The sequence below is a fragment of the Shewanella sp. Koi 1 genome, from assembly GCF_052907445.1.
Window position 1 is genome coordinate 4,426,486 of record NZ_JBREJM010000001.1, and the last position, 22,421, is coordinate 4,448,906.

Sequence of the window (22,421 nt, forward strand, 5' to 3'; positions counted from 1 at the left end):
GGGACTGAGTCCCGTTTTTTATGATGTTGATAAGATTAGGTATCTGGCGACATTAACTTATCGTTGCCATCGATACGAGTTACCAGCAGTTGATCGACCTTGTAGGCGTCGATATCCACCACTTCAAACTTGTAACCGGCATAGTTTACAAAGTCGGTACGCTTAGGAATTTTACGCAGCATGTACATCATAAAACCGGCGATGGTTTCATAATTTTGACTGTGAGGGAACTCTTCAATATCGAAGGCGCGCATTACGTCGGTAATCGGCGTGACCCCATCGACTAACCAAGAATTACCATCACGGGCGATAATCTGCTCTTCGCTCTCGTGTAACGACCAAGCCCCCATCACTGCCCGTTGCAGATCGTTGGTGGTGACAATCCCGACAACCAGGGCATATTCGTTCATCACCACCGCGAAATCGGCGCGGCTGTTTTTGAAGTATTCCATCGCCTCAGACAAGCTCAAGGTATCGGGAATAATCAGCGAGGTATGCACAAGACTGTTGTCCTTTAAGGTGATGTTCTCGCCGTTGATCACACGGATCAGCAGCTCCTTCGCATCTACAAAACCTTTGACCATATCCAATTGGCCGTCGCAGACTAAAAACTTAGTGTGAGGATCTTCGGCAATCTTCCGCTTGATATCCTCCTCGCTGTCCTGCAGCAGGAAATACACTAAGCTCTCGCGGGCCGTCATGGCAGAAGTGACTGAAACGGTTTGCATTTCAAACACGTTCTCCATCATCTGTTGTTCTCCCTTATCGAGCACCCCAGCTTCTGCCCCCGCATTCATGACCGCGTAAATATCATCGGAAGTAATTTCATCATTTCGGGCCGTGGGGATTTGCAGCAACTTGAAGATACCGCTAGCCATGCCATTGAAAAACCACACCAATGGACGCAGGATCGCGATACAGAAACTCATAGGGCCAACGACAGCCAAGGCAACTTGCTCAGGCATCGCCATCGCAATACGCTTAGGCATTAAATCGGCCACCAAAATAAAGGCACTGGTAACGAGTAAAAACGACATCAAAAAGCTCACCTGACCCAACCAAGGATCGGCTAACCAAGGTGAAAGGAATTGATAAAAATACGGACGAAATGCAGATTCACCCACAATACCGCCCATGATGGCGACGGCATTCAGGCCAATTTGCACCACAGTAAAAAAGCTGCCGGGATACGACTGTAAATGCAGCACCTTTTCAGCTCTGGCATCGCCTTCATCGGCTAACTGACGTAAACGGATTTTCCGTGATGCGGCCAAAGCAATTTCTGACATGGAAAAGAAACAACTCGCGGCAATTAAGCACAATATAATCATCACGTTATCTAAGAGACTCATGTAACACCTTTTGTTTCACACTAGACTTACTTGCACCAACCCGCGCAGTGATTTTCGCGGATCAGTTGAATTTTGCCCAATAAAGCGGCTCTAGCCTGTGGCAATAAAGAACCCTGCTGCCGCTAAGCCCTTTGCTACACTTTAAAAAAATCGCCACTGCGCTTAAAAAGTATGATGCGTTTATTATATCCGCTAATCGCCTTGTTATGCGTGATTCTGCTCTCGCCTGCTGCCTATGGCGCCGACGAGCTTTCCCCATTAAGGTTACGCTTTTGTGTCGAAGAGACTGAATATCCACCGTTTAATTATTTTATTCGGCAAGATGGCATTAAGACTTCCACGCTTAGCGGCTACGATATCGACCTGCTAGAACGCACCTTTAAACCCATTGGAATTGATTATGAAGTGCAGGCTTTGCCTTGGTTACGCTGTTTAAAGGACGTTCAAAATGGCAGCATAGATGCCGCAATGAGCGCATCGCTCAACCGACAAAGGGCGACTGATTATATCCCATCTATTGCTTATTATTACCTCACCCCCAGTTATTTTTATTTGAAAGCCGAACTAGACCCGCAATTTCATATAAATGATATCAATCAGTTGGCTGATTTTGGCACGGTTTGCGGCATTAAAGGCTTCAATTACGATAACTTTGGCTGGCGCAAAGAAACGCCCATCAGCGAAATCAATTCTCTGCAACATCTCCCAGAAATGTTGTTGAAACACAGATGTAAATTCTTCATCGCCCGTAAGGAGATTTTAGCTGGTAGCCTCGCTTTAACTCAGTCGGGCGAACTGCCTAAAACGCTCACCTCTAAGGTATCCCCCAACACCCAGCAGGAGCCTTTTTATATGCTGATCTCAAAACGTTCAGCCAATAAAGACTTGATTGCGCACGAGTTTAATCGGCAGGTACAAGCGATGCGGGACAGCCATCAACTCGAAGCCCTGTACCAATTTCATATCCAAAAGCTTACTCACGGGGACGATAAGGGCAGTGATTCGCTTTAGGGCCGATTTGCGGATGATTGCGGCAAGTTTCGGGACGTTGATGATAAATGGTGCAACGACGGGTTTTGCTGTCGAGGTACAGGCAATCATCGTTCGCCATGCGGGCCAAGGTAAAAATGGCGGTTTTGTGGTTGAAGTTGTCGATGATGCGCGCTTTTTGCAGACGTTTGGCGATGGCCTTGAGATCGCCCTCGGCTTCAAACTCGTCCACTAAGGCCATGCGCACTAAGTCGCTCACAGTGACTTCTACGGGCAAGGTGCAGCAGGTTGCATGGCAGCTATCACACAAGCCTTTGCGATATTTTTGCCAAGTGGACAAATCATCGATATTGAAAATCGACACCGCACTTGCCGTATTTTTGCCCCGTTTTGACACGCCAGAACCTAGAGTTAGAAATTAAAGGACGGCAATTATAGCAGGCCAAAAGCAGAAATAAATCGGCGCCGCGCTCCTATTACAGTCACTTATGGTTCGAATCAATCACCACGGTATTGCGCCCCTGATCTTTAGCGCGATACAGACAAATATCGGTTCGGCGCAGCACCTCCGACAACGTTAAGCCATCCTGGCTTTCCTTAGGAAAATACACCCCACCAATACTCAGGGTGATCTTGCCCTTTGGGGAGCTTTTATGGGGGATCTCCAAGGCGGCCACTTGGTAGCAGAGCTGGTTGGCTATCGCCTCCAATTGGATGGGTGAAATCTGTTGCAGAACAATCGCGAATTCCTCACCACCAATACGGGCAAGTAAACTCTCCTGCGGCAAAATACCACACTGAGTTAACGCCTGCGCCACTCGCTTAAGCGCCGCATCGCCCTCGAGGTGGCCGTAGGTATCGTTGTAACTCTTGAAGTAATCGACATCCAACATGAGCAGGCCGAAGGAAGTGTCTTGCTGGAGCAAGGTTTCTAGGGTTTGAGTGAAGGGGCGGCGGTTGCTTAATCCGGTTAATTCATCGGTGTCGGCCATCACCCGCAGCTGAGCATTCACCGACACTAAAGCCTGTTGCAGGCTGAGCATCTGTCGCTCTTTTTCCTCACGTAGTAATAATTCGTTCAGTGCCGCGGCAAATTGCGTCAGCATTACCTTCTTTTGCACGCTCCAGTTTAATGGACGACTGACCATAGAAAGCGAGAGCAATCCCAAGAGTTGATTACTATTTTTAATCGCATAGGCGGCAATGGAACAGATGCCGACCGAGCACAAGGCTTGATATTCCTTTGGTGATTCATCCGCCAGTTCAGCAACCGACTCAATGACTAAGGTCGACTCTGAGGTAAATTTTTGTGCCAGCACAGCCACACTGTCGATGGAAATATCTTGGATCTTGCCCGCCTGCGACTCGCAGCTCCAAAAACTCCGATAACGGGCGTGCTGCTGGGTAAATTCAATAATGCTCACCCGTTCAACATCAAATAGGCAACCAATGCGGCCACAGACTTCGGCTAAGGACTCATCTAATCGGGTGGTGTCTGTCGTTAAAAATTGCAACGACATCTCGGCTAGCAACTGGTTTGCCTTGGATTGCCAATTAAGTTCTTGAGTCCGCTCATCGACCAGCTTCGCCAACTGGTTTTGCTGTTGTTGCAGCGCCCGTTGCTGGCGTTTATTGATGGCCAAATCGTTGCGGATCCGTTGATACATGGCCTGTAGCGACTGGGCGACATGACCAATCTCATCGGAGCTTTGCATCACACTCATGGGCACATTGAGCTTAGGCAGGGACTGTAGATTAATTTGATTGGCAAACCGCTCCAGCGCCGAGAGGCGATTGGTGACTAACAGGCGCACCAAAGAGAGGATCAAGTAAATCATCAACAGCGTTTTCAGCCCGTTGCCTAATACTATGATGATCAATTGCTGCCACAACTCGTAATAGAGCGTGTCCGTATCTAAACCGACCGTTAGCATGCCAATCTGCTGATCTTGATAGTTAATGGGATAGCGAAACAGAGTTTGCCGACTACTATCTAAATGAATCGACTTACCCAGTTGCATAGCAACGCCGTCGATACTCTCTAGATTAACGCTCGCCACCATGGGCATCATCCCAAGGCCCGATAGCAAATCCGATAACAGACTATGGTCAACATCCCACAGCGACTTAGCCACACTGGGTAAGATGGATTCGGAGTATTCACGAATATCCGCCGTGGTTTTATCTATGCTCTCTTGATAGTTCCATATCAACTGTACCAACATAGTCAGGACAGCAAAAAACGAACTCACCCCAATAATTGTGAGCGTCATTCTGTGACTGATGGAATGATTACGATGCTTCATGGATACCTATTTATGATTGTGGCAACTTATCCAAAATCTGTGTCTTAAAAATCCCCGCCCAATCCCTAGCGACTAACAGCCGATAAAACTCCGAATCTGGATTAAGGACACTAAAAAGTTGTATATCCGCATAGGGATAATATTGCGAAGTTGCTTGATAACGCTTCAGCTGTACTAATCCCAAAGCGCCCGCTAAAAAGTGCCCGCCGCCCAATGTAGTGACTTGCTGTGATTGGCGAAGCTGTAAAATCTCTGCGGAGGTATTCACTGAACTCACCAACACATCACGCCCGGGCTGAAGTCCTTTTTCCCGCAAGGCTTTTAGTACTCCAATAGCCATATTATCGCTGGCCGTCCAAATCAGATTTAAATCGGGATAGCGGGAAAGCAAAGTTAAGGTTTGCCCATAGGCAATATCTTGGCTCCACTGGCCATAGACGGTTTGAGTCACAGTGGCATTGTGCTGCATAAAAAAGTAGTCATTGGCGCCTTGGGTGCGCAGCACTGAGGCAGGCGTCGACTTATCGCCCGAAATTAATAAAACCTTCGCGTTTTCATCCTTTAAACCACTTAATAGGGTTTTGGCCGTTTCGGCACCAATCGCGTAATTATCGGGAATAATGGCTGGTAATAAATAGGTTTGCCAATGTGGATCCGCTAATAAGGTTTCTCGCTCGGCCACTGAAATATCATTCAATATCAGCTGCACATATATGGGATAGTGGTAGAGCAACTGCAACATTTTTATTGCTGACTGCTTCTCATTTACCAAAATAATATGGCTAGGGATGGATGAGGTAGAGCTTAATAATACCTCTAATTGGTTAATCATTTTAAAATGATTACGGTCTGAATGGGTTATTTGTAAATTAATATCGAGTTGAGTGGCAGCCACTTGCATTAATTTATCGACATCACCCCAAAAGCTATCCGTTGCGGCGCCGGGGTTAAAAAAAGCCACTTCTAATTTGGCCCATGCAGGCGATGTGGAACACAGCAGGCCTATAAATAAACAACTCAAATACCATAGACGCAAAAGCGAGTTCTCCTCGACGGTGTTTCCCCAAATGTGTTCCGTCACTGGAGGTCACTTTATTATTTCGATTCACAACCTTGTTACCGCATAATTACCAAAGCATGTCGCTGGTAACCAATTATTTGATTAAACCACAAAATAATAAAAAGTGAACTTGGTAACTAAGAATATTTATTTTTGCCTAAGTTCAGCGCAACCAATTATAGGATATTCATTTTAATTTTAATAAGATAACTTAAATGTTAACGGCTAAGTTCATTCTTTTGGTGTAACGCCTCCCCGCCAGTTAACCCATCGCCATTTATCCTTTGGCCAGCGCCAAGCCTAAGATTGCCTTACGCTTATACTCTGTTAGTATATGTATAAATTCACAGTGATTGAGCGCTAACGACTTGCAGCAATTGGATCTTGTTCCGATCACCGACCTCAAAGGCGTCGCCAAAAGGGTGGCGGAAAAACTCGCCAAGCTCGGCATCACAACAGTACAAGATCTGCTGTTTCACTTACCCCTGCGCTACGAAGACCGCACTCAAATTTATCCTATTGCCGCCTTAATGCCGGGAAATTACGGCACCATTGAAGCCGAAATCCAGTCGACGCAAATCATTCAAGGCCGCAAACGCATGCTGGTGTGCAATGTACGGGATAATACCGGCAGCATGAGCCTGCGCTTTTTTAACTTTTCGATGGCGCAACGCAATGCGATGCAAAATGGGTTAATGATCCGCGCCTACGGTGAAATTCGCCGTGGTAATCATCAAGCAGAAATCGTCCATCCCGAGTACAAAATTGTGTATCCCGGAGAAGACATTCACTTAAGCGATACCCTTACGCCGATTTATCCCACGACGGAAGGACTCAAGCAGGCGAGTTGGATCAAGCTCACCGAGCAAGCCCTCGAATTATTAGAAGACGGCGGTTTGACCGAGTTATTACCCGCCAATTTGCAGCCCAACAGCATGAGCTTAAAACAAGCGCTGCAAACCCTGCATCGCCCCCACGCTGGAATATCACAATTTGACTTAGAGCTCGGCCAGCATCCGGCGCAGCAACGGCTAGTGCAGGAAGAACTGCTCGCCCATAACCTCAGCATGCTCCGACTCAGGCAGCGCAGCAATCTCGACGCCGCCGTGACCATGCACGCCAGCGGCCAGCTATTGAATCCCTTTCTCGCCTCATTGCCCTTTAAACCGACGGGCGCCCAGCAGCGGGTCGTCGCCGAGATAGGTAAAGATTTAGAGCAACCGCACCCCATGATGCGCTTAGTTCAAGGTGATGTGGGTTCGGGTAAAACCTTAGTCGCCGCCCTCGCCGCGCTGCAGGCCATCGAAAATGGTTACCAAGTGGCGATGATGGCGCCTACCGAATTACTCGCCGAGCAGCATGCAGCAAACTTTGCAGCCTGGTTTGAGCCTCTGGGATTAAAAGTCGGATGGCTGGCGGGCAAACTTAAAGGCAAGGCGCGGGCGCAATCCTTAGCCGATATTGAATCGGGCGCGGCGCAAATGGTGATAGGTACCCACGCCATCTTCCAGCAACAGGTAACCTTTAACAAACTGGCCTTGATCATCATTGACGAGCAGCACAGGTTCGGGGTTCACCAACGGATGGGACTCAGGGAAAAAGGCATTAACCAAGGCTTTCATCCACACCAGTTAATTATGACGGCAACGCCGATCCCACGAACCTTAGCCATGACGGCCTACGCCGATTTGGACACCTCGATTATCGATGAGTTGCCGCCCGGCCGCACGCCCGTGACCACAGTCGCCATTCCCGATTCGCGTCGCAATGAAGTGCTTGAGCGCGTCCGCAACAGCGTAGTCACTGATAAACGCCAAGCCTATTGGGTCTGTACTCTGATTGAAGAATCCGAAGTTCTCGAGTGCCAAGCGGCGGAAGATACCGCCGAAGAGCTGCGCCAAGCGCTGCCGGAACTGAGCATAGGTTTAGTTCACGGCCGAATGAAAAGTGCTGAAAAGCAAAAAATTATGGCCGACTTCAAGGCGGGAAGCATACATCTCTTGGTGGCAACCACAGTGATTGAAGTCGGTGTCGACGTCCCCAACTCCAGCTTGATGATTATCGAAAACCCTGAGCGACTGGGCCTTGCACAGTTGCACCAGCTGCGGGGCCGCGTAGGGCGCGGTGCCGTGGCGAGCCATTGTGTGTTACTCTACAAGGCGCCATTGAGCCAAACCGCGAGCCAGCGGTTAAATGTGCTCAGGCAAAGTAATGATGGTTTTGTGATTGCACAGAAAGACTTAGAGATCCGTGGGCCGGGCGAAGTACTGGGCACTAAGCAAACGGGACTGGCCGAGCTGAAAATCGCCGACCTTGTCCGCGATCAGGCGCTTATTCCACATATCCAAAAACTGGCGAGCCATGTGATGTCACAGGCACCAGAATCGGTCGATGCCATTATTCATCGTTGGCTTGGACACAGGCAACAATACGTTCAGGCCTAAACCTTAAGCTAACCCCTTCAAGGTAAAATAAATTCAGCCTGTTCAGCTCACCGCTATGGACAAGCGCGTGGAAACTTGCACAATGAACCTGCCACCGACAACTCGTTGGCACTTGCACTTTAAATGTTAGCTGCATGTATTCACCCCGTTACCTTGACACTTAAGCGAAGGATGTAAAATGCAAGTTAATCAAGATGATAGAATTACACCTCAAGAAACCTCTTCAAGCAGTAATCGCTTTGCTTTGATTGCGATTGTGCTCGTCGTGCTGCTCTCTGCAGGAGGTTATTATTACTACACGAAAGATGACTCACCCAAGCTCATCCCCAATGCGCCGATAGTGCTGCCTGAGCCACCTTCATCTGAACCTATGACGCTCGAGACAGGCACTGAGCCTGAAACTGCGCCGGTGGAAAATGAAGCACCAGCAGTGACCACGCCGGAAACCGAAACCGTCGTCACGCCAACCGAGCCTGCGATTCCTGAAGAAGTCGTCCCTAGCCTGCCTGAGAGCGATGCCTTTGTGCATCAAAAAGCGCTAGCGATCATCAATAACAACGTGGTCGGTTCCTCTTTAGTGAACCAAGATTTGGCCCGTCAGTTTGTGGTGTTTGTGGACAACTTGGCCCAAGGCGATCTCGCCCGCAAAGTCAGCCCAGTCAAAGGCCCAGAAAAGCTGTTCACTGTGTCTGAAATCACTAGCAAAGTGTATTTAAATCCAGAGAGTTACCACAGATACGATGCCTACGCGACTGTACTTGCCAGCATGGATGAAGCAAGCTTAATGCACACTTACAAACAGCTCACACCGCTGTTTGATGAGGCCTTTGCCGAGTTAGGTTACAGCAATGCCAAGTTCAATGACCGAATGCTGCAAGCCATTAAGATCATGCTTGCCGCGCCTATTATCGAAGAGCCTATCGAGCTGAGCTCAATCAGCGTGAACTACCGCTTTGTAGATCCTAATTTAGAGGCCTTACCGAGCGCGCAAAAACTGATGATCCGCATGGGGCCTGAAAACACCCGTAAAGTCAAAGCGGCGCTGCGTAAATTGGAAAACCAACTCGCCCAGTAATGCCCAAAGCTTGTCTAAAAAGGCGCCTAGTGCGCCTTTTTTGTATCTTAAAAATACTACCTATCGACTTGTTCAACTCAGGTTCAGTCCAAGGTTTTATCCTCTATCCTCCCAATAACTCAGCTGCAACGAATGTTACTCTTGGGTGATAAATTCGAACTTGATTGCATTTTGTTAACCATCACAATGCAAATGGCTTCATTAAAACTAAGGACTTAGTGTAGAATAAGCCACTCAATATACGGGGGGAATTGTGCTCGTCAATCCAGCGAGAAAATAGCGATAAGCCAATCAATTCATTAAAATTTTCGCTTAGTTAGGGATAACTAAGACAGCTTTAAATAGTGTCGAGGCAAAGTAGTGCAACTCAGATTCAGCATCCTTTCTTGGGGCGCATGGGCGCCAAAGTATCCACAGCGTGATGACTGGCAAACTTGGTGCAAGCACTCGGCTGACACAAGCAAAGAAAATGACCTCGAGGGGATTTCCCCAGCCCTTTCCCAAGTCCCCGCCATGCAGCGCAGACGTTTTAGCCGTTTAACCAAGATGATGCTGGATGTCAGCTTCCAATGTGAGGCCGCGTCTAACTGTCGCTCGATATTTGCTTCTCGCCACGGCGAGCTTCACCGCACTATTGGCCTGCTCGAAGATATTATTGAAAAACAACCGCTTTCCCCCTTAGGTTTTAGTCAGTCGGTGCATAACACTGGCAGTGGTATTTTTGGCATTTTAGCCAATAACACCGCCCCTTCGACCTCGATTGCCGCGGGCACAGAAACCCTTTCCCAAGCCATGGTAGAAGCGTTCGCCCAGCTGCACCAATCGCCCGAGCCACTGTTGTTGGTGTTTGGCGACGATCCCGTCCCACCAGTCTATGATGAATTTACTCAAGAGTTTGAGTTGCCCTTAGCCCTAGGATTGACCCTAGCGCCTGCAGATGAGAGTGCAACCGTCACCCTCACCCTAAGCCAACTGACAGCAGAGCAGCAACAAAACGCCACGCCGCTATCCTATGGCATGTTGATTCATGCGCTGGCAACCTCACAGGATATTGACGGCTGCTTGTCACACTGGCACTGGAGCCTAACGCATGCCTAATCCAGTGCCACACAATGCCGAATTTAATGTCGCTTATACGCTGCCTGAAAAACGCCGCGCGGGAATCAACTATATTCCCCGTTGGCTCGGCGGCGTCAGTTGCTACATCGCCTTTGGTCTCGGTGGACTGTTAAGCTCGTTAACCATCTTGCCTCTGCTGCGTTTTTGGCCGGGCACGCCCGAGGCGCGGATTATCCGCGTGCAAAAAGCCGTGCACACTATGTTTAAAGGCTTTGTGGCCATGTTGACTTGGGCGGGAGTTATCCGAGTCAGCACCCATAATGCCGAGCTGCTGCAAAATGCCAAGGGCGTGATAGTGATTGCCAATCACCCGAGCCTAGTCGATGTGGTGGTATTAATCAGCTTGATGCCCAATGCGGGCTGTATCGTTAAACAGGGCCTATGGCGCAACCCCTTCTTACGTGGCGTCGTCTCCTGCGCGGGATACATTCCCAATCGCGGTGCCGAACTCATGCTCGAAGATTGCCGAGAAGTCCTTGCCCGCGGCACGAACCTGATTATCTTTCCCGAAGGCACGCGCACCGTATTTGGTGCAAGCATTAACGAATTTGCCCGCGGTGCTGCCAATATCGCCATTCGCACCCAAGCCGATATTTTACCTGTGGTTTTGCGCACTAATGTGCGTGGTTTGACAAAGGAACAACCTTGGTATGAGATCCCAAGGCAAACCATGGGAATGGCCGTCGAAATCGGCAACACAATTTCTCACCAAGGCTACCAAGCCCCTTTGGGTGAGCATGCGAAAATGGCTCGGCAATTAACCCGAGACCTTGAACAATATTATCAACAACAACTCGAAAATAATTATGACTTTACATAACGAAATTAAACAGTTGATCATCGACTGCCTCGACTTAGAAGACGTCAGTATTGATGATATCGACACAGATGCACCGCTATTTGGTGAGGGACTCGGACTCGACTCGATCGACGCGCTCGAGCTTGGTTTAGCCATCAAGAAAAAATTTGATGTGAAAATCGAAGCGAACTCGGATAGCACTAAGGCGCATTTTTACAGCGTCGCCAGCCTAGCTAACTTCATCGAATCACAACGTCCATAGGAGAGGAAGATGCAAAACCGCGAACAAATCCTCGCTATGTTGACCACGATTTTGGTGGATGAGTTTGAAATCGATGCTGATGCGATTACGCCAGAGGCGAATCTCTATCAAGAGTTAGATCTGGATAGCATCGATGCCGTCGACTTAGTGATAAAGCTGCAGCAGCTCACGGGCAAGAAAATTCAGCCCGACGAGTTTAAATCTGTGCGCACAGTCAACGATGTCGTTAACGCCATTGAAGGCCTAGTTAAAGACTAATGCGTGTCCTGCTACAAGTACTAACCGCACTCGCGCTGATTGCTTATCCAGTCGCCGTGTATTTAGGACTGAATTATCTGCCAGCAGGCACCATAGCCCTAGTGCTATGCCTCTTGTTGGTAGTGCGTTTAATGCTGCAAAAGCAAAAGGTTAAAACCTTAGTTTTGCCTTTGCTTGTTGGGATTGCGCTCACAGCGGGCAGTTTTGTCGCCAAACGCAGCGACTGGCTCTTGTATTACCCCGTGGTGATAAATCTCACCATGTTAGCCCTGTTTAGCTACTCGCTATACCAAGGCCCGAGCATGATTGAACGGCTCGCACGGCTCAAAGAGCCCGACTTGCCGGATGAAGCCATAGGTTATCTTAAAAAAGTCACCCTGCTTTGGTGTGGCTTATTTATCCTAAACGGCACAGTGGCGGCCTATACCGCCGCGTTTACCAGCCTAGCAACTTGGACCTTGTATAACGGTTTGATTGCATACGTACTCATGGGACTGCTCCTCGGTGGGGAATGGTTATATCGCAGCTTTTGGTTGAAGAAGACATGACACAACTACTCAAAAACTGGTTAACCCAAGGGCCATTCGCCCAACAACTGATCAGCTTTAATCACCATGACATAGTCACAGGTGCCCTGTTTACCAATCAGGTTGCGCATTTTTACGAGCAGCTGCGCCAAGCGCCTGAACAAAAATGGTTACTGGCGAGTGATACCAGCGATCTGTTTGCAGTAGGTCTGTGTGCAGCACTGTTGGCGGGCAAGGAAATTATTCTGCCGCCCAACACCCAAACCGGCACCTTGAGTGAACTGACCCATCAGTTTGAAGGCATATTGTCGGACAAACCGCTGTGCGAGAGTCACGCCTTTATCCTGCTGAATAAAGAGCTGAGCCTGCCCACCAAACCTTGGCCAGAGAGCGACAGCTTCGGTGAACTAGTGCTCTTTACCTCGGGCAGCAGTGGTGAGCCCAAGGCGATTCGCAAGAGCCTAAGGCAGCTCGATGCCGAAGTGACTGTGCTCGAGCACACCTTCGCCGAGCATTTGCCCCATTGCAGTGTGGTCTCGACCGTTTCCCATCAACATATCTACGGCTTGTTGTTTAAAATCCTCTGGCCCTTAGCCGCCAGTCGCCCTTTTTTAAGCGAGCAGATCGAATACCCAGAGACCTTAAGCTACTACACCGCATTGTTGCCGAATCTGTGCCTCATCAGTAGCCCTGCGCAATTATCCCGTTTGCCTAAGGCGCTAGAACACGAACGCCAACTGCGATCACCTAGCTTAGTCTTCAGCTCCGGCGGGCCGTTAAGTTTCACCGCCGCCCAAGGGGTTGCCCAGTGCTATGGCCATTTACCCATAGAGATATTCGGCAGCACCGAAACCGGCGGTATCGCCTATCGTCGCCAACAGGAGGCCGACGAACCTTGGCAAGTGTTTGAACAAATTACCATAGACCAAGACGCTGACGATGGCGCCCTGCTGCTTAAGTCGCCCTACTTGGCCGACGATCAGTGGTTACGTTGTGAAGATAAAATCGAGCCGACGGCCAATGGCCAATTCAGGCTCAAGGGAAGACTCGACCGCATCGTTAAGATTGAAGAAAAACGTCTTTCACTGGCACAAATGGAGACCTTGCTCTGTAGCCATGCCTATGTCGAGCAGGCCGCCTTGGTCGTATTACCCCAGTTTAAATCCCAGTTAGGGGCGGTGATCACCCTGTCGCCATTAGGCAGAAGTGTGCACCAAGAGCAGGGAAAACTGAGTATCAACAACGCGTTAAAAGCGCATCTACTGACTCAGTTCGAGCGCGTGACTTTACCGCGCCGCTGGCGTTACCCCGAAACCTTACCGTTAAACACTCAGGGCAAGCGCGTCGTCGCCCAGCTAGTTGAGTTATTTGACCATGATTAAGTCGAGTTTACCGCCGATCCTCGCATCAGAGATCGGCCCAGAAAGTATTGAACTGCGCCTCTTTGTCGCCGCCGATCTCGAATATTTTAACGGCCATTTTCCCGAGCAAGCCGTGCTCCCCGGCGTGACCCAACTCGATTGGGCCGTGCGCTTAGGTTGCGAGCATTTTGGTTACAACGCTGCGGTCGCTAATTTAGAAGTGTTAAAGTTTCAACAGCTTATTCTGCCAGGGCAGGAAGTCACCTTAGTCATTAGCCATAATGCCGCCAAAGAGAAGTTAACCTTTGCCTACAGCGATGGCGACCACCGCTATGCCTCCGGGCGTATCAGCTTTGCTAGTCAGCAAGATGATGGAGCATCCCTGTGAGCGACGGTATGAGCGACACATTGTTAGTCCCGCCGAGTGATTTAATGGGCACGGCGCCAATCAAGCTGGCGCTGGTGATCCCCAATTACAATCATAGCGCCGCGATCGCCCAGACCTTAGCCGAGCTCGCCGCCCTCAATCTGCCCTGCTATTTGATTGACGATGGCAGCAACGATGAGACCCGTTATCTGCTGCAATCCTTGGCGGAGCAACACGATTGGGTGACCCTGCTGCAACACCCCTACAACCGCGGTAAGGGTGCGGCGGTGATGACAGGGCTTCGCCGCGCCTATCGCGATGGCTTTACCCATGTGTTACAGGTCGATGCCGATGGCCAGCATAATTTGAGCGATATTCCCGCCATGCTCGCCAAGGCGCAGGCCAAGCCGGATGCGCTGATCTCGGGCAAGCCCGAGTACGACGAGTCCGTCCCCAAGGGGCGACTCTATGGCCGTTACCTCACCCACTTTTGGGTATGGGTCGAAACCTTAAGCTTTGATATTCAAGATTCGATGTGCGGATTTAGGGTGTATCCCTTAGCCGCCACCGAGCGTCTATTAAGCCAGCACGCCCTCACGGAGCGGATGGATTTTGATATCGAAATCCTCGTCAAACTCTACTGGCAAGGGGTGGAAATTCTGTTTCACCCCACTAAAGTCATTTATCCCGAAAACGGTGTCAGTCACTTCCAAGGCGTGGCCGATAATGTGCGCATCACTAAGCTGCACACCCGGTTATTTTTCGGCATGTTAAAACGCCTGCCACAACTGCTGCGCCGTAAACAGAAGGCTCAATCACCCCAGAACGATAAATCTTCAACCCATTGGTCGGGGATGAAAGAGCGCGGCAGTTATTGGGGCATAAAACTGTTGGTCGAAAGCTACCGTTTCGGCGGCCATTGGTTGTGCCGCGCCATTATGTATCCGGTGATTTGCTATTTCTTCCTGACGGGCAAAGTCAGCCGCGAGGCCTCGTTGGATTTTCTGTGCCGCGTGCAACGCCTCGAGCCGCAACATCCCCAATTGAATCAGCCCGTTGGCTGGCGCGATAGCCTGAACCACTTTCTCGCCTTTGGTAATGCGGCGCTCGATAGAATCGATGCCTGGTGCGACCGCATTCAATTAAGCCAAGTGGATTTTCCCGACCGCCAAGTGCTGGCCGATCAGCTAGAAAGCGGTAAAGGCGCGGTGTTATTGGTTTCTCACTTGGGCAATCTCGAACTGTGCCGCGCGATTTCAATCCACCAGCGTAAGGTCAAAGTGAATGTCATGGTGTTAACTAGCCATGCCGAAAACTTTAATAATGTACTCAAGCAATTAAACCCCGATAGCACGCTGAATTTGATCCAAGTAACCGAGCTAAACCCCGCCACCTCTATGCTGCTGCAGCAAAAGATTGAAGACGGTGAGTTAGTGGTGATTGCTGGCGATAGAACCTCATCCCACTCCCAAGGACGCGTGGTATACGCGCCATTTATGGGTGAAGAGGCAGCCTTCCCGCAGGGGCCATTTATTCTGGCCGGTCTCTTGGATTGCCCTGTGTACTTGATGTTCTGCCTGCGCGAACAAGGGCGATATCGCGTGCATTTAGAGCACTTTAGCAACAGTCTCAAAGGGCCACGAGCAGGGCGAATGGAAAGACTACAACAGGCGGTGCATAACTACAGCGAGCGCCTCGAACACTACGCAAGGCGTGAGCCTTTGCAGTGGTTTAACTTTTTTGATTTTTGGCGGGACGATAGCAAGGTTAAGCGCGCAACATCCGCCACACAAACAACAGCAGCACTCCCGGAGCAGGAGCGCACTACAGACAGGACAGAGCATTTATGAGCCACGCAGTTACTCACACGACAACCGCTGAGTCGCCAATCGAATTTGGCCGTCAGTTACTCACATTAGAGCAAGTCGTCGCCGTTGCTAAGGGTGCTAAAGTCAAACTCTGTGATGATGCCGATTACCAAGCATATATCCAAAAGGGCGCCCGCTTTATCGATAGCCTGCTGCACGAAGAAGGTGTGGTCTACGGCGTCACCACCGGCTATGGCGACTCTTGCACAGTGAATGTGAGTCTCGACTTAGTCCATGAGTTGCCACTGCACTTATCCCGCTTCCATGGCTGTGGCCTAGGCGAAGTCTTGAGCGTGATGCAGGCGCGCGCCGTGATGGCTTGCCGTTTAAACTCCCTCGCGATTGGTAAATCCGGCGTGACCTACGAGCTATTAAAGCGCATCGAAACCTTGCTTAATCTCAATATAGTGCCAGTGATCCCAGAGGAAGGTTCGGTCGGCGCCAGCGGTGACTTAACGCCATTGTCTTATCTCGCCGCCGTGCTAGTTGGCGAGCGCGAAGTGATTTATAACAACGAGCGCAGAGCCACCCAAGAGGTTTACCGCGAGCTGAACATCACGCCCCATGTGCTGCGCCCCAAGGAAGGCTTAGCCCTGATGAATGGCACGGCGGTGATGACGGCATTAGCCTGTTTAGCCTTTGATCGTGCACAATATTTAGCGCGTTTAGCCAGCCGCATTACCGCCATGGCGTCGTTAACCCTCAAAGGTAACTCCAACCATTTCGACGATATTCTGTTTGCCGCCAAACCCCATCCGGGACAAAACCAAATCGCGGCTTGGATCAGGGAAGATTTGAACCACCATGTTCACCCCCGCAATTCAGATCGTCTGCAGGACAGATATTCCATCCGCTGCGCGCCGCACATCATTGGCGTATTGCAGGATGCGCTGCCCTTTATGCGCCAATTTATCGAAACCGAAGTTAACAGCGCCAATGATAACCCCATAGTCGATGGTGAAGGCGAACATATTCTCCACGGCGGCCATTTCTACGGCGGACACATTGCCTTTACGATGGATTCCTTGAAAAACACTATCGCCAACATCGCCGATCTCATCGACCGCCAAATGGCATTAGTGATGGACCCTAAGTTTAACAACGGTTTACCCGCTAACCTTTCGGGTTCAACTGGGCCACGCCGCGCCATCAACCATGGCTTTAAGGCGGTGCAAATCGGCGTTTCGGCTTGGACGGCAGAGGCGCTCAAGCACACTATGCCCGCGAGCGTTTTCTCTCGCTCAACCGAATGCCATAACCAGGACAAAGTCAGCATGGGCACTATCGCCGCCCGTGACTGTATGCGCGTATTACAGCTGACAGAACAAGTCGCCGCCGCAGCCCTACTCGCCATGACTCAAGGCATTGGTCTGCGTATCAAACAGAATGAGTTAGACGAAGCTTCGCTGACCCCTTCGCTGGCGACCACGCTCGCCCAAGTGCGCGCCGATTTTGAGCCATTAGTCGAAGACAGACCGCTCGAAGCCGTGCTGCGCCAAACCGTTGCGAAAATCCAAGCCGGCGAATGGGAAGTGTGCCGATGAAAGCCTTGCTCAGCATAGAAATGGACATGCAGATCCCCTTCCACGATGTGGATTCGATGGGGATCACTTGGCATGGTAATTACCTGCGTTATTTCGAGATTGCCCGCTGCAAATTACTCGACGAGTTAGGCTACAACTATCGCCAAATGCAGGCCTCGAACTATGCATGGCCGATTATTGATTTGCAGATCAAATACGTTAAGGCCAGCACCTTCGAGCAAAACATTACCGTGCGAGCCGAGTTGGTCGAGTGGGAAAATCGCCTAAAAATCAATTATCAAATCCGTGATACGGCAACGGGTGAGCGTATTACCAAGGGCTATACCATTCAGGCGGCGGTGGATATGACGAGCCAAGAAATGTGCTTTGTGACGCCAGAGATATTCCGCAGCAAAATAGCCCCGCTGCTTGCAAAGGCGGATAGCGAATGATTACCCTCCTCGCACGAACTAAGTGGTGGCTAGGGTTCTGCCAAAGCCTACTAATAATCTGCACACTGCTGTTTGGCTCGGTACAGGCGCAGAGCCTCACCGATTCGAACCTCACAAGTTCGAGCCAATATCAAACGCTATTTGCCCAAGGCGCAGATAACGCTGCATTGCTCGCCCTCAGCCAAAAACTTAACCTTGGCGAGACGGTGCGCGGCCACTTTGTGCAATCACGCCAGCTTAAAGTACTGAAAAAGCCCCTCGTGAGCCAAGGCCAGTTTGTGTTCGACAAGGCACAAGGGCTGATCTGGCATCAACTTAGCCCCTTTGAGTCCTTGCTGATTTTAAAAGATAAGCAACTGATCCAAAAAGATAGCCAAGGGCGAGTGCAAATCAGCCAAGCCGATGCTTCGGCAAGCGCGGCGGCCATGGGAGATTTGTTACCGAGTCTAGTGAATGCCATGCTGGGCGGCGATATTTCGGGCTTAAGTGCAAACTTCGAACTGCACTTTTTAGCCCAAGAAGCCTTAGCGCAAGACAAGTCGTCACAAGAAAGCTCAAGTTCAGGCGGCGCAAACTGGCAGTTGGGATTAACCCCAAAAGATCCGCTGATGAAGAAGGCCATCGCCCACATGGTGCTCGAAGGCAGCGATACTCTACATGCCTTAGTGCTACTCAGCGCCAAGCCGAGTGTGAGTCCGCAGGATATCACCCGTATCGATTTTAGCGAGCTGCGCCAAGGTCCACTGAGTGAGGCTGAGTTAGCCCAATATGCCATCAGCCAGACGAGTTCTAAAGACGCGGGTTCAAGGGAGTAGGCAGAATCATGGCGCCCAAGATTGCCACGCGTATTGGCCATAGCCTGATGCAAACCTCGACTAAATGGCGCTTCGCTATTTGGTTGTGTTTGATGCTGGCGGCAAGCCTGTGGACGCTGCAACTGTGGCAAAATGGGGCAAAGGTTCAAAGCGATATTCTCGCCATGTTGCCCCATCTGCAGCAGGATGCACTCACGGCGCGCGCCCTCGAACAAGTGGAATCGACACTCGCCGATCAAGTGTATCTCGCCCTGATTGCCGAGGATGAATCTCAGGCGATTGCGGCGGCAACACTCCTGATGGAGCAGCTTAAGACTCAACATACCGCTTTTACCGATATTCGTAGCGCCGATCTGCAGATGGGTGAAGCCCTAGGGCAATTTTATTTCCCCTATCGCTTTAAACTGCTCACGCCTGAACAAACCCAAGCATTAAGCCATGATGGCCTCGAGCACTTAATCGCCTCGGCCACTCAGCAGCTCTACAACGCCTTTAGTTATGCCAATAGCCAACTCTTGACCCAAGATCCTTTGCTGTTGTTTCCCGACAATTTGCTCGCCCTTGCGCCTAGTTCGAAGCTGGGCGCTAGCCAAGGGATTTTACTTGCCCATCCCAACCAAGGTGTTGATACCCAAAAAGGTGTTGATAACAGTGAAGGCGTGGCCGCCATTGTGATGGCAAAAGGCACCGAAAGCGCCTTTAACCCTAATGCACAGTTACGCCAGCAAGCGGCACTCACTCAAGCGCTGAATGCCGTCAGCACCCAATATGCCAGCGTTAAAGTGTTACAGGCGGGCGCGCTGTTCCATGCCATAGAGGCTACCAATACCGCGAAGAGTGAAATCTCTGTCCTCGGCCTCGCCTCTTTGCTCGGCGTAGTGTTATTGGTTTGGCTGGCGTTTCGCTCCGTGATGCCACTCTTGCTGGCGATGGTAACCATTGGCAGCGGCCTGCTGCTGGCGGTGACCTTTACCTTAAGCGTGTTCGGAGAACTGCATTTACTCACTCTCGTCTTTGGCACTAGCCTGATTGGGATTGCCATCGACTACAGTTTCCATTTTTACTGCGAGCGGTTAAGCGATAATGAGCGTAGCGCGCAGGCGACCGTGGCCTATATCTTCCCCACAGTGTCACTGGCCTTTATCACCAGCGCCTTGGCCTATGTTGGTATCGGTTTAGCGCCGTTTCCCGGCATGCAGCAGGTGGCAATTTTCTGCGCCTCGGGCTTACTCGGCGCCTACCTGACGTTAGTGCTCGCCTATCCATTATTGGCGGGCAGCAAGTTGCCTTCGGGAGAACGTCCGTTAACTCTGGCACAGGCTTATCTTGCAAAACTCACTGGATTCTCCAATAAACTGGTCTCGCCATGGGGATTGAGTCTGTTTGCCTTAGTGCTCGTGGCAGTTTGCCTGCTGGGGATCAGCAAGCTTAACGTCGACGATGATATTCGCCATTTACAGCAAAGCCCTGCGAGCGTGACGGAGCCTGAAGACAAGCTCAGAAAATTACTCAGTGGCGGCACGGATAATCAGTTTTTATTGGTGCGCGCCTCCAGCGAAGAAGCCTTACTGCAACGACTCGAAGCCCTAAGTCCGCAGCTCGATGCCGCCATTAAAGAGCAAGAGCTGGGCAACTATGTCAGCCTCAGCCGTTATCTGCCAAGCAAGCAAAAGCAGGATGCAGCGTATCAATTACAGGGCAAGATTTACCAATCGCAATTAACCACAGTGCTAAACAACATTGGCCTCGATGACAACCTAGCACCTGACCTTTCTGCCGCCTATCTTGCCGCTAAGGATAGCTATATCACCCCGGCGGATTTTTTCGAGCTGGGCCTAGGCAAACAGTTAGCCCCACTCTGGCTTGCACCACAGGGATTAGCGCCGCTTGAGCACTCAACAGAACCAACGACCAGCCCCGATAATGCCAACCAAGGGAACGATAGCCACGGCGCCATAGTGCTGCTTGGTGGTATTGAAGATATTGCAGCCCTCAAGGCACGCTTTGCTAACGATGCGCAGGTGCAGCTTATTGATAAAGTCGCGGATATCTCTACGGTGATGGGCTACTATCGCCTGCTTACCCTCAAGTTATTAGGGCTGGCGCTCGTTATCGCCCTCTTACTATTTAGCCTGAGCTTTGGCGTTAAAAGAGCCGCATTAGTGGTCGCCGTACCCGCGCTGGCCGCCTTACTCACCTTGGCCATTTTAGGCTTAGTCGGCTCGCCCTTAAGCTTGTTTCATGCGCTGGCGCTGATTTTAGTCTTCGGGATTGGGATAGATTACAGTTTGTTCTTTGCCTCCGCCCAGCAACATGGCAAGGCTGTGATGATGGCGGTGTTTATGTCCGCCTGCTCGACCCTATTGGCCTTTGGCTTACTCGCCTTTAGCCAAACCCAAGCTATTCATTATTTTGGATTAACCCTGTCCCTCGGCATAGGGTTTACCTTTGTACTTTCGCCATTGATTTTGACCACCAGTCAGGTTTTAACCACCAACAAGGTCTCGATACCTACAAGGAATGTTATTTAAATGTCCACATCTACCGCTGCAAGCTCCGCACAGTCCCACTCCCTTTCCGTCGATGTGGCCATTATTGGCGCAGGCCCCTCGGGCTCGATTGCCGCTAGCCTATTGCATAAGCAAGGCAAACGGGTATTAGTGCTAGAAAAACAACACTTTCCACGCTTTTCTATCGGCGAGAGCCTGCTGCCCTGCTGCATGCAATTTATTGAAGAAGCGGGCATGTTAGAGGCGCTGAATGCGGCGGGATTCCAATATAAAAATGGCGCCGCCTTCCGTCGCGATGGGGTGTATACCACCTTCGACTTTACCGACAAATTTACCCCAGGGCCGGGAACAACCTTTCAAGTACAACGGGGAAACTTCGATAAATTACTCGCAGATACTGCGGCAAGTTTTGGGGTGGAGATCCGTTACGGTGAAACCGTTGAGGCAATAGAGTTAACTGCCGCACCTCGTTTAACTGTGCGTAACGAGCAGGGAGAACTTTACCAAGTCGAGGCCAAATATGTGCTCGATGCCAGCGGTTTTGGCCGCGTATTACCACGACTGCTCGACCTCGAAACGCCTTCTTCACTGCCGACCCGCAGCGCCATCTTCACCCATGTGGAAGATAACATCAGCGATCCCAACTTCGACCGGAATAAGATTTTAATTAGCGTGCACCCGCAGCATCAGGATATTTGGTACTGGTTGATTCCCTTCAGCAACGGTCGCTGCTCGCTCGGCGTAGTGGCAGAGCCGCAATTACTCGCGCGCCTCGAAGGCGATTTAGAGCAGCAGCTACTGACCATAGTCAAAGAAGAACCCGGCCTGAAAGCATTGCTGGCCAATGCCAAGGTCGCCCAGCCCTGTGCAACACTCAAGGGTTACTCTGCCAACGTATCGCGTCTCGCCACCGACAAGTTTGCCCTGCTGGGCAACGCGGGCGAGTTTCTCGATCCGGTATTCTCATCGGGGGTGACTATCGCCATGCAATCGGCATCGATGGCGGCAAAATGCGTGCTTAAACAGCTAAATGGCGACACGGTAGATTGGCCTACCGAGTACTCAGCACCGTTAATGCAAGGGGTGAACACCTTCCGCACCTATGTGCAGGCTTGGTACGATGGCCGCTTCCAGGATGTGATTTTTTATGAAAATCCGAATCCTAAAATCAAGCAAATGATTTGCTCGATTTTGGCAGGCTATGCTTGGGATGTGCAAAATCCCTTTGTAAAAGATTCCGAGCGACGCCTGAATATGGTGGTCGAGCTATGTCGGCAGGAAGCCGAACTCAGCGCCGAGCCAGCTATTAGCGAATTAGCCGAGGTGTAATTCG

20 protein-coding genes are annotated in these 22,421 nt (G+C 50.6%); 16 read left to right on the forward strand and 4 right to left on the reverse strand.

The window, feature by feature from the left end; all coding sequences use genetic code 11:
• Positions 1-35: 35 nt before the first annotated feature.
• Entirely contained in the window at positions 36-1,352 is a 1,317-nt protein-coding gene (locus ACUZ8J_RS19435; RefSeq protein ID WP_446694690.1) for a hemolysin family protein, read from the reverse strand.
• Between the two features lie 171 nt (positions 1,353-1,523).
• On the opposite strand from ACUZ8J_RS19435, the gene ACUZ8J_RS19440 reads away from it, so the two are divergent.
• The gene (locus ACUZ8J_RS19440; RefSeq protein ID WP_446694691.1) at positions 1,524-2,363 is read left to right on the forward strand and encodes a substrate-binding periplasmic protein; all 840 of its coding nucleotides are present in this window, start codon (positions 1,524-1,526) and stop codon (positions 2,361-2,363) included.
• Here ACUZ8J_RS19440 and ACUZ8J_RS19445 read toward each other — a convergent pair.
• The 3 genes from ACUZ8J_RS19445 to ACUZ8J_RS19455 all read right to left on the reverse strand — a co-directional run bounded on the left by ACUZ8J_RS19445 (position 2,326) and on the right by ACUZ8J_RS19455 (position 5,684).
• A complete protein-coding gene (locus ACUZ8J_RS19445) occupies positions 2,326-2,739 on the reverse strand; it encodes a YkgJ family cysteine cluster protein (RefSeq protein ID WP_011621163.1) in 414 nt (137 codons plus the stop codon). The genes ACUZ8J_RS19440 and ACUZ8J_RS19445 overlap by 38 nt on opposite strands.
• 85 nt (positions 2,740-2,824) lie before the next feature.
• Positions 2,825-4,648, reverse strand: a complete 1,824-nt coding sequence (locus ACUZ8J_RS19450) for a GGDEF domain-containing protein (RefSeq protein ID WP_446694692.1) — start codon at positions 4,646-4,648, stop codon at positions 2,825-2,827.
• A gap of 10 nt (positions 4,649-4,658) precedes the next feature.
• A complete protein-coding gene (locus ACUZ8J_RS19455) occupies positions 4,659-5,684 on the reverse strand; it encodes an ABC transporter substrate-binding protein (RefSeq protein ID WP_089068665.1) in 1,026 nt (341 codons plus the stop codon).
• Positions 5,685-6,076: 392 nt separating this feature from the next.
• Between ACUZ8J_RS19455 and recG the strand changes: the two genes are divergently transcribed.
• The 15 genes from recG (at position 6,077) to ACUZ8J_RS19530 (ending at position 22,417) form a co-directional block, all read left to right on the forward strand.
• On the forward strand, positions 6,077-8,152 hold the full coding sequence (gene recG, locus ACUZ8J_RS19460; RefSeq protein ID WP_446694963.1) for an ATP-dependent DNA helicase RecG: 2,076 nt from the start codon (positions 6,077-6,079) through the stop codon (positions 8,150-8,152).
• A 178-nt stretch (positions 8,153-8,330) separates the two neighbouring features.
• Positions 8,331-9,227: a DUF3014 domain-containing protein gene (locus tag ACUZ8J_RS19465; RefSeq protein ID WP_279774953.1), complete on the forward strand. Its 897-nt coding sequence runs from the start codon at positions 8,331-8,333 to the stop codon at positions 9,225-9,227.
• Positions 9,228-9,587: 360 nt separating this feature from the next.
• Positions 9,588-10,325 carry a beta-ketoacyl synthase chain length factor gene (locus tag ACUZ8J_RS19470; protein WP_446694693.1) on the forward strand — a complete coding sequence of 246 codons (738 nt, stop codon included), beginning with the start codon at positions 9,588-9,590 and terminating at the stop codon, positions 10,323-10,325.
• Entirely contained in the window at positions 10,318-11,166 is an 849-nt protein-coding gene (locus tag ACUZ8J_RS19475) for a lysophospholipid acyltransferase family protein (protein ID WP_011715575.1), read from the forward strand. Before ACUZ8J_RS19470 ends, ACUZ8J_RS19475 begins: the two co-directional genes overlap by 8 nt.
• Positions 11,153-11,407 (forward strand): phosphopantetheine-binding protein, encoded by a 255-nt coding sequence (locus ACUZ8J_RS19480; protein ID WP_011621156.1) that lies wholly within the window; start codon positions 11,153-11,155, stop codon positions 11,405-11,407. The genes ACUZ8J_RS19475 and ACUZ8J_RS19480 overlap by 14 nt, the downstream gene beginning before the upstream one ends.
• Positions 11,408-11,416: 9 nt before the next feature.
• A complete protein-coding gene (locus ACUZ8J_RS19485) occupies positions 11,417-11,665 on the forward strand; it encodes an acyl carrier protein (protein ID WP_011621155.1) in 249 nt (82 codons plus the stop codon).
• Positions 11,665-12,213, forward strand: coding sequence for a COG4648 family protein (locus ACUZ8J_RS19490; RefSeq protein WP_011627439.1), 549 nt, complete (start codon positions 11,665-11,667; stop codon positions 12,211-12,213). The genes ACUZ8J_RS19485 and ACUZ8J_RS19490 overlap by 1 nt, the downstream gene beginning before the upstream one ends.
• Complete coding sequence (locus ACUZ8J_RS19495) at positions 12,210-13,574, forward strand: AMP-binding protein (protein WP_011621153.1); 1,365 nt, start codon at positions 12,210-12,212, stop codon at positions 13,572-13,574. Before ACUZ8J_RS19490 ends, ACUZ8J_RS19495 begins: the two co-directional genes overlap by 4 nt.
• Positions 13,567-13,941, forward strand: a complete 375-nt coding sequence (locus ACUZ8J_RS19500; RefSeq protein ID WP_446694694.1) for an ApeI family dehydratase — start codon at positions 13,567-13,569, stop codon at positions 13,939-13,941. Before ACUZ8J_RS19495 ends, ACUZ8J_RS19500 begins: the two co-directional genes overlap by 8 nt.
• Before the next feature lie 20 nt (positions 13,942-13,961).
• The gene (locus tag ACUZ8J_RS19505) at positions 13,962-15,770 is read left to right on the forward strand and encodes a glycosyltransferase family 2 protein (protein ID WP_446694964.1); all 1,809 of its coding nucleotides are present in this window, start codon (positions 13,962-13,964) and stop codon (positions 15,768-15,770) included.
• Positions 15,767-17,332, forward strand: a complete 1,566-nt coding sequence (locus tag ACUZ8J_RS19510; RefSeq protein WP_446694695.1) for an HAL/PAL/TAL family ammonia-lyase — start codon at positions 15,767-15,769, stop codon at positions 17,330-17,332. The genes ACUZ8J_RS19505 and ACUZ8J_RS19510 overlap by 4 nt, the downstream gene beginning before the upstream one ends.
• Positions 17,329-17,763, forward strand: coding sequence for an acyl-CoA thioesterase (locus tag ACUZ8J_RS19515; protein ID WP_011621149.1), 435 nt, complete (start codon positions 17,329-17,331; stop codon positions 17,761-17,763). The genes ACUZ8J_RS19510 and ACUZ8J_RS19515 overlap by 4 nt, the downstream gene beginning before the upstream one ends.
• Positions 17,760-18,578: an outer membrane lipoprotein carrier protein LolA gene (locus tag ACUZ8J_RS19520; protein WP_446694696.1), complete on the forward strand. Its 819-nt coding sequence runs from the start codon at positions 17,760-17,762 to the stop codon at positions 18,576-18,578. The genes ACUZ8J_RS19515 and ACUZ8J_RS19520 overlap by 4 nt, the downstream gene beginning before the upstream one ends.
• An 8-nt stretch (positions 18,579-18,586) precedes the next feature.
• Positions 18,587-21,109 (forward strand): MMPL family transporter, encoded by a 2,523-nt coding sequence (locus ACUZ8J_RS19525; protein ID WP_446694697.1) that lies wholly within the window; start codon positions 18,587-18,589, stop codon positions 21,107-21,109.
• Positions 21,110-22,417 (forward strand): NAD(P)/FAD-dependent oxidoreductase, encoded by a 1,308-nt coding sequence (locus ACUZ8J_RS19530; protein WP_446694698.1) that lies wholly within the window; start codon positions 21,110-21,112, stop codon positions 22,415-22,417. It begins immediately after the preceding gene.
• The last annotated feature ends 4 nt before the right edge of the window (positions 22,418-22,421 follow it).